The 15,934-nt window shown below is 70.3% G+C and carries 1 protein-coding gene; it reads right to left on the reverse strand.

What is annotated here, in order from left to right; genetic code table 11:
• Nucleotides 1-22: 22 nt before the first annotated feature.
• Entirely contained in the window at nucleotides 23-15,748 is a 15,726-nt protein-coding gene (locus ACZ53N_RS01630) for a non-ribosomal peptide synthase/polyketide synthase (protein WP_469138971.1), read from the reverse strand.
• Between the last annotated feature and the right edge of the window lie 186 nt (nucleotides 15,749-15,934).

A 15,934-nucleotide genomic window follows, 5' to 3' on the forward strand; every position in this document is an offset into this window, starting at 1 on the left:
TTCGTCATCTCGTGATTCCTGCTCAGAGCCCGAGCTCGTCTTCGAACTCGTCGATTTCGTCCTGCGACAACCCGCCGAGAGACAGGTCGGAGGGTGTGTGGCCGCCCGCTCCCGGCCCTTCGGCGTGGCCGGCGATGGCCGCGAGGGCGCGGAACCAGGTGTCCGCCAGGTCCCGGACCTCGGCCTCGTCGAACAGCTCCCCGGGCCACGTCCAGTCGGCCATCAGTGAAGGCCCGTCCGGCCCGTCGACCGTCGCGGCGCTCAGCACGAACGCGTAGCCGAGCCGCATGTCGTCGTCGCTGCCGCCGCTCACACCGCTGTCGGCCTCCGGCGCGGGTGACCAGGCGGACGCCGTACCCGATGCGTTCTCCTGCTCGGCGAGGTCGAACCGGCCGAGGTAGTTGAAGCTGATCTGCGGGGTGGGGAGGGCGGCGAGGACGGGCGCGGTCTTCTCGTTGAGGTAGCGCAGCAGCCCGTATCCGGCGCCGTTGTCCGGCAGGGCGCGCAGTTGTTCCTTGACCGCCTTGATGGCGTTGCCCACCGCGGGGCCGCCCGCCCAGATCTCCGGCCACTCGGCCTCGGCCACACCGGGGTCGAGGCTGACGGGGAAGAGACTGGTGAACCAGCCGACGGTCCTGGAGATATCCGCCCCCCGTACGAGCTCCTCGCGACCGTGCCCCTCGAGATCCACCAGGGTGCGCCCGGCGTGCTGCCCGCGACGGTTGCGCCAGTCGGCGACAGCGAGCGCGAAGCCGGAGAGCAGCACGTCGTTGACACCGGCGTGGAACGCGGCCGGCACGGTGGTGAGCAGGGGATCGGTGATATGCGGCGGGAGGCTGACGGCCAGCGTGCGGGCGGTGGCCGCGATGTCGCGCCCGGGATCGAGCGGGCGGCCTCCGAGTCGCGGATCCGCGTCCTCCAGGATCGAGGTCCAGAGGTCCAGTTCGGCGGACCGGGCCTCGGAGGAGGCGGCCTCCACCAGTCCCTGCGCCCAGGCGCGGAACGACGTCCCGGCCGGCCCGAAGTCCGCCGCGCGGCCCGCGACGGCCGCGTCGTACGAGGTGGCGAGGTCGGGCAGCAGGATGCGCCAGGAGACACCGTCGACGACGAGATGGTGGGCCATGAGCAGCAGTCGGCCGGTGGAGCCCTGACCGGCGTCGAACCATACGGCTTGGAACATGACGCCGTTGTCGGGGTCGAGTGCCTTCTGCGCGGGCCGGGTCTCTTCGGCCATCAGCGTGCGTAGCGCGTCCCCGTGGATGCCGGTGGTGTCGACGCGACGCAGGATGTCCCGGGCGTCGACGGAGCCCTTGGGCCGGATGGTGAGGGCCCAGGGTGCGCCGTCGTCGGTTCGGGTGGTCCGCAGGCGCAGGACGTCGTGGTGGTCGAGGAGCGTCTGAAGGGTGGTGGTGAGGGCTTCCAGGGTCGCTGTGGCCGGGGCCTGGACGACCATGGCCTGGTGGAAGCCGTCGATGGAGCCGCCGGTCTCGGCGAGCCAGTGGATGATCGGCGTCGCCGGCAGGTCACCGATACCCGCGTCGGGGTCGTGGGGGAGTGTCCCGGCGGTGGCGTCGACAGCCCGCGCGACACCCGCGAGGGCTTCGACGGTGCGGTGCTGGAAGATGTCCTTGGGTGTGAGGAGCAGCCCTGCGGTGCGGGCGCGGCTGACGAGCTGGATGGAGACGATGCTGTCGCCGCCGAGGTTGAAGAAGCTGTCGTCGATGCCGATGGTGTCGAGGCCGAGGACGTCGGCGAAGAGAGCGCAGAGGGTCCGTTCGATCTCGTTGCGAGGTGCGCGTCCGGTGGCCTGGGTGGTGAAGTCGGGTGCGGGCAGGGCCTTGCGGTCGAGCTTGCCGTTCGCGGTCAGAGGGAGGTCGTCGAGCGTGAGGATGGCAGCAGGGACCATGTATTCGGGCAGTTGCGCGGTGAGGTGTTCGCGTATTGCCTGCGTGTCCGCCGTCTCGCCATGGGCGGGGACGATGTAGGCAACGAGGCGCTTGGTGCCGGGCTGGTCCTCGCGGACGATGACGGTGGCTTGGGCGACGGTGTCGTGGGTGGTGAGGGTGTGCTCGATTTCGCCGAGTTCGATGCGGAAGCCGCGGAGCTTGACCTGGTCGTCGGCGCGGCCCTGGTATTCGAGGACCCCGTCCGCAGTCCAGCGGGCGATGTCGCCGGTGCGGTACATGCGTTCGCCGGTGGTGCTGTAGGGGTCGGCGGTGAAGCGTTCGGAGGTGAGGCCGGGGCGGCCGGTGTAGCCGTGAGCGAGCTGAACACCCGCGAGGTAGAGCTCGCCGGGGACACCGATGGGTGCCGGGCGCAGGGCCGCGTCCAGGACGTAGGTGCGGGTGTTCCAGATCGGGCGGCCGATCGGCACCGAAGCGCTGTCCGCGTCCGGCGTGCAGGCATGCGCGGTGACGTCTACGGAGGCCTCGGTGGGCCCGTAGAGGTTGTGCAGCTCCACACCCGGCAGAAGGGCATGGAAGCGCTGGACCGCGTCGGCGGGCAGGGCCTCACCCGAGCAGATCACCCGCCGCAGACCAGTGCACTCACCGGCTGCCGGGTCGGCCAGGAACGCCTGCAGCATCGACGGTACGAAGTGGACGGTGGTGATGTTCTCGTCCTGGATCAGGCGTGCCATGTAGGCGGGGTCCTTGTGCCCCTCCGGGCGGGCGAGGACCAGGGTGGCGCCGGTGCGCAGGGCCCAGAAGAACTCCCACACCGATACGTCGAACCCCGACGGGGTCTTCTGCAACACCCGGTCGCTCGCATCGAGCTGGTAGGTGTCCTGCATCCACTCCAGCCGGTTGTGAATGCCTTCGTGTCCGACCACGACACCCTTCGGGCGCCCGGTCGAACCCGATGTGAAGATGACATACGCCGCCGCGTTCTCCGGCAACACCCGCACGGGGGCCGTGTCCGGGTGCTCCGCAGCCACACCCGCGGGGGAGTCCAGCAGCAGCACCGGGACACCCCTGTCCGGCAGTCGGTCCGCAACAGCCGTCGTCGTCAGCAGCAACGCCGGCTTGGCGTCCTCGAGGATCCAGCCGATGCGCTCGGCCGGGTAGTCCGGGTCCACCGGCACATACGCCGCACCCGCCTTCACCACCGCATACAGCGCGACGATGAGTTCCAGCGACCTCGGAGCGGCCACGGCGACGAAGTCACCAACCCGAACCCCACGGGCCACCAGCTCATGCGCCAACCGGTTCGCCCGCGCATCCAGCTCCGCATACGACAGCGACTCACCCTCGAACACCACAGCCGTCGCGTCCGGCGTCCGCCCCACCTGCGCCTCGAACACATCCGGCAACGACCCCGCGGACATCTCACGTGTGGTGGCGTTCCACGACGACACCACGAGGTTCCGCTCCGCCTCGGGCATGGGCGTCGCCCGGCCGGCAGGCAGGTCGCTCTCATCGGTCAGCGCGATCAGCAGCCGACGCAGTCGCTCACCCATGGCCGCCACGTCGTCCGAGGTGAAGACGTCGGGGCGGTAGTCCAGGCGCAGCATCAACTGGGTGCTGGTCTGCGCGGCGACGAGGCTGATGGGGTAGTGGGTGGCGTCCCGGCCGATGCTGGAGAGAACGCGCACCCGGTTGCCGTCGTCCTCTTGCGGCTGTCCGGCGTCCGGGTAGTTCTCGTAGACGACGAGAGTGTCGAACAGCTCGCTGTGACCGGCCATCCGCTGCACATCGCTCAGCCTGGTGTGGTGATAGGGCAGCAATCCGGTCTGCTGTTCCTGGACTCGGACCAGCAGATCGCTCAGGGTCTCCGCGGAGTTCAGACGAATCCGTACCGGAAGGGTGTTGATGAACAGGCCCACCATGGACTCGATACCCGGTATCTCTGTCGGGCGGCCCGAGACCGTGGCGCCGAACACCACATCGTCTCGTCCCGTCAGGTGCCCGAGCAGCATCGCCCAGGCCGCCTGCACCACCGTGTTGGCCGTCACGCCGATCCGGCGGGCCCGAGTGAGGAGTCTTGCCGTGGCCTCCTCGGACATCGCGACCATCAACCCGTCCGGCAGTGCGGACTCCTGGCGCTTCGTCGAACCGGTCAGCAGCGTCGGCTCCTCCAGGCCCGCGAACTCGCGCGCCCAGACGGCCTCGGCCTCCGTTCGGTCCTGCTCGGTGAGCCAGGCCAGGTAGTCGCGGTAGGGCGTCACCCGGGGCAGCTCGGCGTGGTCGCGGCCCGCGGCGTACAGCGTGAACAGTTCGTTGGTCAGGATCGGGGTCGACCAGCCGTCCAGCAGGATGTGATGGTTGGTGATGAGCAGCTGGTAGCGGTCCGCGCCCATGGTGATCAGGGTGAACCGGATGAGCGGGGCGGCGGTGAGATCGAAGCGACGAAGGCGCTCTTCGTCGCTGAGCAGAATCAGCGCCGGCTCGCGCTCCTCCTCGGGCAGGACGCTGAGGTCCACCTCGGTCCACGGCAGCTCCACCTGGCGGTGGATCACCTGGACCGGTTCACCGCTCTTGAGCGGGTGGAAACCGGCCCGCAGGTTGGCGTGCCGCTCCAGCAGACCGGCGACGGCCTGCTTCATCGCCTCGGTGTCGAGGCGGCCCTGGAGCACGAAGGACGTCTGAGCGGTGTAGATGTCGGAGTCCTGGTTGTCGTACAGGGCGTGGAAGAGCAGGCCCTGCTGCAACGGAGCCAGCGGCAGCACGTCCGCCAGGTCCGGTTGCCGAACCACCAGATCGTCGACGTCGCCCTGCGTCAGCTTCACGAGAGGGAAGTCGGACGGGGTGTGGCCACCGGCACCGGAGTCCTCGGCATGAGCGGCGATGGCCTCCAGGGCGCGGAACCAGGTCTCGGCCAGGTCGCGCACCTCGCCCTCGTCGAACAGGGCGTCCGGCCACGTCCAGTTGGCGACGAGCGAACCGCCTTCGGGGCTGTCCAGCGTCACCGCGTCCACGGACAGAGCGTGGCTCAGCAGCCCCTCGGGGTCCTGGCCATTGCCGGTCGCCACGTCCGAGCACAGCTCCCAGTCCGCGGCCTTCGCGCCGTCGGCGTCCGCGAAATCGAAGCGTCCGAGGTAGTTGAAGCTGATTTGTGGGGTGGGGAGGGTGGCGAGGGTGGTGGCGGTTCGGGGGTTGAGGTGGCGGAGGAGGCCGTATCCGGCGCCGTTGTCGGGGAGGGCGCGGAGTTGTTCCTTGATGGTTTTGATGGCGTTGCCGAGGGTGGGGCCGCCGGTCCAGATGTCGGGCCAGTCGGTGTCGGTGATGCCGGGGTCGAGGTTGACGGGGAAGAGGCTGGTGAACCAGCCGATGGTGCGGGAGATGTCGGCGCCGGGGACGAGTTCTTCGCGGCCGTGGCCTTCGAGGTCGATGAGGGTGCCGGTGGTGTTGAGGCCGCGGCGGCGTTTCCAGTCGGTGACGGCGAGTGCGAAGCCGGTCAGGAGCACGTCGTTGACACCCGCGTGGAACGCGGCGGGAACGGTCCGGAGCAGGGGGTCGGTTGTCCGGGCGGGGAGGCTGACGGACAGGGTCCGCGCGGTGGCCGCGGTGTCACGCTCCGGGGCGAGCGGGTGGTTGCCCAGGTGCGGGTCGTCCACCTGGAGCATGGAGGTCCAGATGTCCAGCTCGGCGGTACGGGCCTCGGAGGTGGCCGCCGCCACCAGTCCCTCGGCCCAGGTGCGGAACGAGGTGGTGACCGCTTCGAGCCGGGGCCGCTCTCCTGCCTCGGCCGCGGCGTAGGCCGTGGCGAGGTCGGGGAGGAGGATGCGCCAGGAGACGCCGTCGACGACGAGGTGGTGGGCCATGAGGAGGAGGCGGCCGGGCTCGTGGGGCCCGGCGTCGAACCAGACGGCCTGCAGCATGACGCCGGCGTCGGGGTCGAGCGCGCCCTGTGCCGAACGGGTCTCGTCGGCCATGAGGGCGCGCCGGTCGTCGCCGTGGGTGTGGGCGGTGTCGACGCGGCGGAGGATGTCGTCGGCGTCGATCGCCCCCTGCGGTCGGATGGTGAGGGACCAGGGGGAGTTCTGGGGGCGGGTGGTCCGCAGGCGTAGGACGTCGTGGTGGTCGAGGATCGCCTGGAGGGCCGCGGTCAGCGTCTCCAGGGTCGCGCTGCCCGGCGTCTGGACGGCCATGGCCTGGTTGAAGCCGTTGATGGGACCACCGGTCCCGGCGAGCCAGTGGATGATCGGTGTCGCGGGCACGTCGCCGATCCCGGCGTCGGGGTCGTGCGGTGCTCGTCCCTCGTCGTCGCCGGTGGTCTGTGCGATGGCCGCCAGGGCCTCCACGGTGCGGTGCTGGAAAACGTCCTTGGGAGAGAGTAGGAGTCCCGCGGCGCGGGCCCGGCTGACGAGCTGGATGGAGACGATGCTGTCGCCGCCGAGCTCGAAGAAGCTGTCGGCGACGCCGACCCTTTCGAGGTCGAGGACGTCGGCGAAGAGGCCGCACAGGATCTCTTCGCGAGAGTTGCGCGGTCCGCTGTCGCTGACCTGGGCGTTGAAGTCGGGGGCGGGCAGGGCCTTGTGATCGAGCTTGCCGTTGGCGGTCAGGGGAATGGCGTCCACGGGGACGAAGGCTCCCGGGACCATGTACTCGGGCAGGGCGGCGGCCATGTGCTCGCGCAGCGCGTCGATGTCCGGGGTCTCGTCCGCCGGGACGAAATAGGCGACCAGGCGCTTGTTGCCGGGCCGGTCCTCGCGGACCACGACCGTGCTGTGCACGACGGCCTCGTGATCGGCCAGCACCGCGTCGATCTCGCCGAGTTCGATACGGAAGCCGCGGATCTTGACCTGGTCGTCCGCGCGCCCCAGGTACTCGAGCTGACCCTCGGTGGTCCAGCGCACCACGTCGCCCGAGCGGTACATCCGCTCTCCCGGACCACCGAACGGGTCGGCGACGAACCGCTCGGCGGTCAGATCGGGGCGGCCCAGGTAGCCGCGGGCCAGACTCGGGCCCGCGAGGTAGAGCTCGCCCGCCACACCCGGCGGCAACAGCCGCAGCCGCGCGTCCACGACGTACGCCCGTGTATGCCGCAGCGGACGTCCGACCAGTGGCCGCGGGCTGTCGGCGAACCGGGACTGCAGTGCGTCCACGGTGGTCTCGGTGGGCCCGTACTGGTTGTACGAGGTGGTACCCGGCAGGGCCCGCAGCTCCTTCCACAGAGCCTCGCCGGTCGCCTCACCGCCGACCTGCAGCACCCGGGGCCGGTGCTCGGTGTTCCGCATCAACCCGGCGGCCAGCACATGCCGGAGATGCGTGGGAGTGATGACGAGGACGTCGATGAGTTCCTGTGCGACGTACCGGGTCAGCTGCTCGGCGTCCCGCCGCACGTCGTCACTGATGACATGCAGCTCGTGCCCGGCCAGCATCCACATGAGATCGTCCACCGACGCGTCGAAGGTGAAGGAACTCACCAGCCCGACCCGCAGCCGGCGCCCTCCGGCAGCCCGCTCCTCCGGTCCGAACAGGCCGACCTCATGGCTGCGGAAGAGCTGAACGCCATTGCGGTGGGGGATCACGACGCCCTTGGGCCGCCCGGTCGAGCCGGAGGTGTAGATGACGTAGGCGGGGTGCCAGGGCGAGAGCGCGCTCCCGCGGTCCTCGTCGGTGACGGCGTCACCGGACTGCCGGGACAGGGCGTCCACCATCGCGGGGGAGTCCAGCACCAGACGGGTCTCACCCAGCGGTTCCACGGCGTCGAGTGCCGAAGCGGTTTCGACGGTGGACAGGGCGAGCACGGGCCGTGCGTCCTGGAGCAGGTAGGCGATCCGGTCCGTCGGATACTCCGGGTCCACCGGAAGGTACCCGGCCCCGGCCTTCAGCACGGCCAACAGCGCGATGACCATGTGCTCGGTGCGCGGCAGAACCAGCGCCACCAGCTGCTCCGGCCCCACACCCTGGGCGATCAAGTACCGGGCCAGGCGGTTCGCGCGTGTGTCCAGCTCCGCGTACGAGAGCGTGGTGCCCGCCGCGTTGAGGGCCACCTTGTCCGGCGTCCGCAGGGCCTGCGTCTCGAAGATGTCCACCAGCGTCATATCGGGGACCGGCGGTACGTCGGGGCTCCACTCGGTGAGCATGTGCTCACGTTCGAGTGCCGACAGGACGTCGATGGATCCCACCGGTGTGTCCGGGGCGTCCAGCACGTCCTCCATGAGCTGCTCCAGCCGGCGCGCCAGTGCCTCGATGCCGGGCTGGTCGAAGAGGTCGGTGGCGAACTCGATGCCGCCCTCGATACCCGCGGGAGCGCCGTCGTCGTCGAAGCGTTCACCCAGCTCGAAGGAGAGGTCGAATTGCGAGCTGCCCAGTCCCACGTGGTACGGGATCATCCGCGCACCGGGGATCTCGGCCTCCTCCGCGGCGTTGTTCTGGAAGGAGAGCATGACCTGGAAGAGGGGGTGCCGGGCCATGGACCGGGCCGGGTTGAGTTCGTCGACCAGGCGCTCGAAGGGGACGTCCTGGTTGGCGTAGGCGGCGAGGTCGGTTTCCTTCACGCGTTCGAGGAGTTCGCGGAAGGTGGGGTTGCCGGAGAGGTCGGTGCGCAGGACGAGGGTGTTGATGAAGAAGCCGACGAGGTCGTCGAGGGCTTCGTCGGTGCGTCCGGCGATCACGGTGCCGATGGGGATGTCCTCGCCGGCGTCGAGCTTGCCCAGCAGGGCCGCGACCGCGGCCTGCACCACCATGAACACGCTCGCGCCATGGGCGTGCGCCATGTTCAAGGCCTGCTGGTGGATCTTCGGCGACAGATGCAGGGGAAGAGTCCGGCCCAGATTGGAGGCGACGGTGGGGCGCGGCCGGTCGGTGGGCAGCGAGAGCTCTTCGGGGATGCCGGACAGCGTGTCGCGCCAGTAGTCCACCTGACCGGCGAGGGCACTGCCCGGGTCCTTCTCGTCGCCGAGTACGTCTTGTTGCCAGAGGGTGTAGTCGGCGTACTGGACCGGCAGCGGCTGCCAGTCGGGAGCCGTACCGGTGCTGCGTGCGGCATAGGCGGTGGACAGGTCCCGGGACAGCGGCGCCATGGACCAGCCGTCACCCGCGATGTGGTGGACGACGAGCAGCAGCACGTGGTCCTCGGCATCGACGCGGAACAGCCGGGCACGCAGCGGCAGATCGTGCGCGAGGTCGAAGCCCTGCTGCGCGACGGCATTGACGTGCTCATCGAGAGTGTCTGCCGTCACATCCACGACGGCCAGCTCGGGTACCGCCTGTTCGGCGGAGCGGATGTCCTGCCGCGGTCGTCCGTCGGTGTCGGGAAAGACGGTGCGCAGGCTCTCGTGGCGGGTCACCACGTCGGCCAGGGCGGCCTGCAGGGCGGCAGTGTCGACTGTCCCCAGCAGACGGACGGAAAGCGGCATGTTGTAGGTCGCGTTGGGGCCGTCGAGACGGTTGATGAACCACAGACGGCGTTGCGCCGCGGACAGCGGGATCTCTTCCGGGCGTTCCCTCACGGTCAGTGCCTGCCGGGCGCCGGTCGCGCCGGTGAGCCGCAGCGCCAGACCCGCGACCGTGGGCTCCTCGAAGACCGCACGCACCGCCAGTTCCGCGCTGAAGGCGGTCCGGATACGGCTGATGAGGCGGGTCGCCAGGAGGGAGTGCCCGCCGAGTTCGAAGAAGCTGTCGTCGATGCCGACGGTGTCGACGCCGAGGATGTCCGCGAAGAGGGCGCAAAGCCTCTCCTCGGTCCTGTTGCGGGGGGCACGGCCGGTGGTGTGGACGAGGCCGGGGGCGGGGAGGGCCTTGCGGTCGAGCTTGCCGTTGGCGGTCAGGGGGAGTTCGGTGAGGGTGACGAACGCGGCCGGGACCATGTACTCGGGCAGGGCACCGGCGACGTGGGCGCGCAGGGTGTCGGTGTCGAGGCCGTCACCGGCCGGGACCACGTAGGCGACCAGACGTTCGTCGCGGACGATGACGGTGGCCTGGGCAACGCTCCCGTGCGTGGTGAGGGCGTTCTCGATCTCGCCGAGCTCGATGCGGAAGCCGCGGAGTTTGACCTGGTCGTCGGCCCGGCCCTGGTACTCCAGGACACCGTCGGCCGTCCAGCGGACGATGTCACCGGTGCGGTACATGCGCTCGCCGGTGGTGCTGTAGGGGTCGGCGGTGAAGCGTTCCGCGGTGAGGCCGGGGCGGCCGGTGTAGCCGTGGGCGAGCTGAACACCCGCGAGGTACAGCTCACCGGGCACACCGATAGGTGCCGGGCGCAGGGCCGCGTCCAGGACGTAGGCGCGGGTGTTCCAGACGGGTCGGCCGATCGGCACCGACGCGCTGATCCCACCGGGTGCGCAGGTGTGTGCGGTGACCTCGACGGAGGCTTCGGTGGGCCCGTAGAGGTTGTGCAGCTCCACGCCGGGAAGCAGCCGGTGGAAGCGCTGGACGGTGTCCGCGGGCAGGGCCTCGCCGGAGCAGATGACCCGGCGCAGACCGGTGCAGTCACCGGCTGCCGGTTCGGCGAGGAATGCCTGCAGCATGGAAGGCACGAAGTGGGCGGTGGTGATGCGCTCGTCCTGGATGAGGTCCGCCAGGTAGGCCGGGTCCTTGTGCCCCTCGGGGCGGGCGAGGACGAGGGTGGCACCGGTGCGCAGGGGCCAGAAGAACTCCCACACCGAGATGTCGAACCCGGACGGGGTCTTCTGCAGCACCCGGTCGGTGGCGTCGAGGGGGAAGGTGCCCTGTCCCCAGGCGAGGCGGTTGTGGATGCCCTCGTGCCCGACCACGACACCCTTGGGCCGGCCGGTGGAGCCGGAGGTGAAGATGACGTAGGCCGGCGCGTTCGTCGGCAGGTCACGGGTGGGGTTCGTGTCCGGCAGACCGGTGGCCGCGCCCTCTGGGGTGTCCAGCAGCACGGTCCGCGCCCGGCCGCCCGGGAGGCGGTCCGCGACGGCGGTGGTGGTCAGGACCATGGCCGGACGGGCGTCCTCGAGGATGCAGGAGATCCGCTCGGCCGGGTAGTCGGGATCGACCGGAACGTACGCCGCGCCCGCCTTGAGGACGGCGTGGAGAGCGGTCACCAGCTCCAGCGAACGGGGCGCGGCCACCGCCACGAAGTCACCGGTGCGCACGCCGCGCTCGATGAGCGCGTGCGCCAGCCGGTTCGACCGCGCGTTGAGCTCCGCGTACGACAGGGACCGGCCTTCGAACACGACCGCAGTGGCGTCCGGCGTCCGGGCGACCTGCGCCTCGAACATCTCCGGCAAGGTGCCTGCCGCGATCTCACGCGTGGTGTCGTTCCACCCCTGGAGCAGCCGCTCACGGTCAGCCGCCGACTGCACCGCGACCGTGTTGATCGACACGTCGGGATCGTCCGCGGCCGCCTTCAGCAGTCGCACCAGCCCCTCCGCCAGCCGCCGCGCCGTGACCTCGTCGAACAGGTCCCGTGCGTACTCCAAGCGGCCCTCGACGCCGGCGGGGGCGCCCCGGTCGTCCACGGTCTCGACAAGCTCGAACATGAGGTCGAACCGGGCGTCGTGGAGCGGCACCGCATGGTCGGTGGCGCGCACGCCGTTGAGGTCCAGCGTGGACCGCGCGTCGTTGTGCAGCGACAGGAAGACCTGGAACAGGGGGTGGCGGGCCAGCGACCGGGACGGGTTGAGGAGTTCCACCAGCCGCTCGAAGGCGAGGTCCTGATGCGCGTAGGCGGCGAGGTCGGTCTCCCGGACCCGGTCCAGCAGTTCGCGGAACGACGGGTCGCCGGACGTGTCGGTCCGCAGCACCAGCGTGTTGACGAAGAAGCCGACCAGGTCGTCCAGTGCCGCGTCGGTCCGCCCCGCGATGGGGGAGCCGATCGGGACATCCGTGCCCGCGCCATAGCGGGTCAGCAGCGCCGCCACGCCGGCCTGGAGCGTCATGAAGAGACTGCTGCCGCTCTCCTGGGAGATCGTGAGCAGTCGCTGGTGCGTGGCGGCGTCGAGCCTGACGGGCACGTCGGCGCCGCTACGGGTCGGCCGGGCCGACCGGGCCCGGTCGGTCGGCAGCGGCAGTTCCTCGGGGCAGTCCGCGAGGTTCTCCCGCCAATAGGCGATCTGCCGCGCCACCACGCTGTCCGGGTCGTCCTCGTCGCCGAGCACCTCCCGCTGCCACAGGGTGTAGTCGGCGTACTGCACCGGAAGCGGCTGCCACTCGGGAGCCGTCCCCGCGCAGCGGGCGGCGTACGCGGCGGACAGGTCACGGGCGAGCGGGGTCATCGACCAGCCGTCGCCCGCGATGTGATGCAGCGTCATCAGCAGAACGTGCGCCTCGGGCGCGATCCGGAAGAGGTGTACGCGGATCGGGATGTGCGTGGCGAGGTCGAAGGGGGCCGACGCCGCCCGGGTGAGTTCCCGCTCCAGGTCCTCCTCGGCGACCGCTGTGGTGTGCAGCTCGAGCCGGACGTCGGGTCCGGGCACGATCTCCTGGCGCGGCATGCCGTCCGTCTCCGGGAAGACGGTGCGCAGACTCTCATGGCGTGAGATCACGTCGGTGAAGGCGAGCTGCAGAGCCGCCACGTTCAGGGCCCCGTCGATCCGCAGTGCCACGGGCAGGTTGTAATTGCCGCCCGCGTCCTCCAGCCGGTTGAGGAACCAGAGCCGGTTCTGGGACGGCGACAGGGGGATCTCGGCGGGGCGTTCCACGGCGCGAAGCGGCGTGCGGGCCTCATCGGCCGAGCCGATCAGCGCGGCGATTCCCGCCACGGTCGGCGCCTGGAAGAGGTTCCGTACCGACAGTTCGACCTCGAGCTCCGCACGGATGCGGCTGACCAGACGCGTGGCGGTCAGGGAGTGGCCGCCGAGGTTGAAGAAGCTGTCCTCGATGCCGATCTGCTCCAGGCCGAGAACGCCGGCGAACAGCGCGCAGAGGGATTTCTCGAGTGCGTTGCGGGGACCTCGGCCGCCGACCCGGTTGTTGAAGTCGGGTGCGGGCAGGGCCTTGCGATCGAGCTTGCCGTTCGCGGTCAGCGGCAGGCCCGGGAGGGTGACGAACGCGGCGGGGACCATGTAGTCCGGCAGGACCTCGGCCACGTGCTCGCGCAGCAGGTCCGTGTCGACGGTCCGGCCGGTGACCGGCACGACGTAGGCCACCAGGCGCTGGTCGCCGGGCGCGTCCTCGCGCACCAGCACGGTGGCGTCCGCGACCGGCTCGCAGCCGGTCAGCGCGGCCTCGATCTCGCCCAGCTCGATACGGAAGCCGCGGATCTTGACCTGGTCGTCGGCGCGGCCGTGGTACTCCAGCTCGCCGTCGGCGGTCCAGCGCACGACATCGCCGGTGCGGTACATGCGGGTGCCGGGCGCACCGAAGGGGGAGGCGACGAAGCGTTCGGCCGACAGCCCCGGCCGGCCCAGATAGCCACGTGCCAGGCCGGCACCGGTGACGTAGAGCTCGCCGGGGACGCCGGGCGGCACCGGGCGCAGCCCCGCGTCCAGGACGTACACCCCGAGGTCGGGGATGGCTTCGCCGATGACGCTGCCGCCGAGTGCCGAGGCGCTCTGCCGGTCCAGCGCGCGGTAGGTGACATGCACGGTGGTCTCGGTGATGCCGTACATGTTGACCAGGGCGGGGGCGTCGTCCGGGTGGATCCGGTACCAGTCCTCCAGGCGGCGCAGATCCAGTGCCTCACCGCCGAAGATCACGGTACGCAGCGCCAGCGGACCGGCGTCCGGGTTCTCGCGCTCCTCCTGGATGAGCCGGTAGAACGCCGACGGTGTCTGGTTGAGGACCGTCACCCCGTTCTCCGCGAGCAGCGCGCGGAACTCCTGCGGAGAGCGGCTGGTGGCGTACGGGACCACGACGAGCCGACCGCCGTGCAGCAGCGGACCCCAGATCTCCCAGACCGAGAAGTCGAAGGCGTACGAGTGGAACATGGTCCACACGTCGTCGGCACCGAAGCCGAACCAGTGGTCGGTCGAGGCGAAGAGGCGGGTGACGTTCTGGTGCGGGATCACCACCCCCTTGGGACGGCCGGTGGAGCCCGAGGTATAGATGACGTATGCCGGGTGCCACGGTGAGAGCGGTGTGGCCCGCTCCGCGTCGGATACCGGTTCACCCGACAGCCCAGCCAGCTCGCGGGCCACGGCCGGATCGTCCAGCACCAGACGTGATGTGGAGTCGGCGTCCAGCGAGTCGAGGACCGAGGCGGCCGCCTTGGAGGACAGCACGAGCACCGGACGTGCGTCCTGGAGCATGTAGGCGATGCGGTCGGCCGGGTAGTCGGGGTCGACCGGGAGGTAGCCGGCACCGGCCTTGAGGACGGCGAGCAGGGCGACGATCATCTGCTCGGTCCGGGGCAGCGCCAGGGCGACCAGCTGCTCCGGACCCACACCTCGCGCGATCAGCCGGCGCGCCAGCCGGTTCGAGGCCGCGTCCAGTTCCGCGTAGGAGAGGGCGGCCTCCTCGCCGGTGACCGCGACGGCCTGCGGAGTCCGTGCGGCCTGGGCCTCGAACAACGCCACAAGCGTCGCCTCGGGCGCGGTCCGCGCCTCGGGGTTCCACTCGACGAGGACCTGCTCGCGCTCCCGCGCCGACAGCAGCTCCAGCCGCCCGACCGGGGTGGTGTCTCCCACGGCGATCTGCTCCAGCACCAGGAGGACCCGGCTCAGGACCGACTCGGCGGTGGCACGGTCGAAGACATCCGTCTGGTAGTCCAGCCGCAGATGCAGACGATCGCCCGGGATCGCGGTGAGCACCGCCGAATAGTGCGTGGCGTCGCGGCCGTCGAATCCGGTGATGCGGACCCCGTCGCCCGGCAGCTTCAAGTCACGGGTGTCGACGGGGTAGTTCTCCACCACGACGCAGCTGTCGAACAGGTCGCCCACCCCTGCCAGCTGCTGCAAATCGGTCAGGCCCATGTGGTGGTACTGCGTCAGGGCGGCCTGCTCGGCCTGGAGCCGGTCGACGAGGGCACCGAACGTTTCGGCGGGGTCGAGGGTCACGCGCACGGGCAGGGTGTTGATGAAGAGCCCCACCATCGACTCGATGCCGGCGATGTGCGGGGGCCGGCCGGAGACCACGGTGCCGAGCACGACGTCGGAACGCCCCGTGAGTTGTCCGAGCACGGAGGCCCAGACGGCCTGGAGAAGGGAATTGAGGGTGCGGCCGGCCGAGCGGGCCTGCCCAGCGAGAGCCTCGGTGAGGGAGGCGGACAGGTCGACGGACACCCGCTCCGGAAGCCCGTGGCCGCGGCCCCGGTCGACGGGGGCAATGAGGCTCGGTTCCTCCAGCCCGCTGAACGCCCGCGACCAGGCGGCCTCGGCGGCCGCCCGGTCCTGCTTGGCGAGCCAGGCGAGATAGTCGCGATACGGGGTCACCCGGGGCAGCGCCGTCGCGTCGCCCTCGGTGCCGTAGAGCTCGAACAGCTCGCGCAGCAGGACGGGCATCGACCAGCCGTCGAGGAGGATGTGGTGGTTGGAGACCACCAGTCGGTAGCGGCCGGGCGCCATGGTGACGAGGGTGAACCGGATCAGCGGCGGCTTGGCGAGATCGAAACGCCGGGCGCGATCCGTGGCCAGCCAGCGCTCCCACGCGGCCTCGCGCTCGTCGACGGGCAGCCCGCTGAGGTCCGTCTCGGCCCAGGGCAAGGTCACTTCGCGAGGGATCAGCTGCACCGGCTCGTCGAACTTCTCGTGCAGGAACGCCGCCCGGAGGTTGGCGTGCCGACGCAGCAGGGCCGCCGCGGCCAGACGCATCGACTCGGCATTCAGCGGACCTTCGATTTCGAGCACCAACTGAACGGCGTAAATGTCGGCAGAACCCTCGTCATACACCGCGTGGAACAAAAGGCCCTGCTGCAGCGGCGACAGCGGAAGAATGTCCTCGACCCCACGGCTATTCACGTGAATTACTCCCACTCCATATACGCACAGGGTGTCCGCGCCCAGATTCATATCGGCGCATTTCAGTGGCCACTCAACAGTTGCCCCGGTGGGGCGGCAACCGAGGCTGCAACAAGCTGCCAGGATCCGGCGGCCGGAGCTCCAGGCCCTGATGGGGGCAGCAGTTGGCTGTCACACGCGCTGCCG

Source organism: Streptomyces sp. NPDC033229, assembly GCF_055576875.1.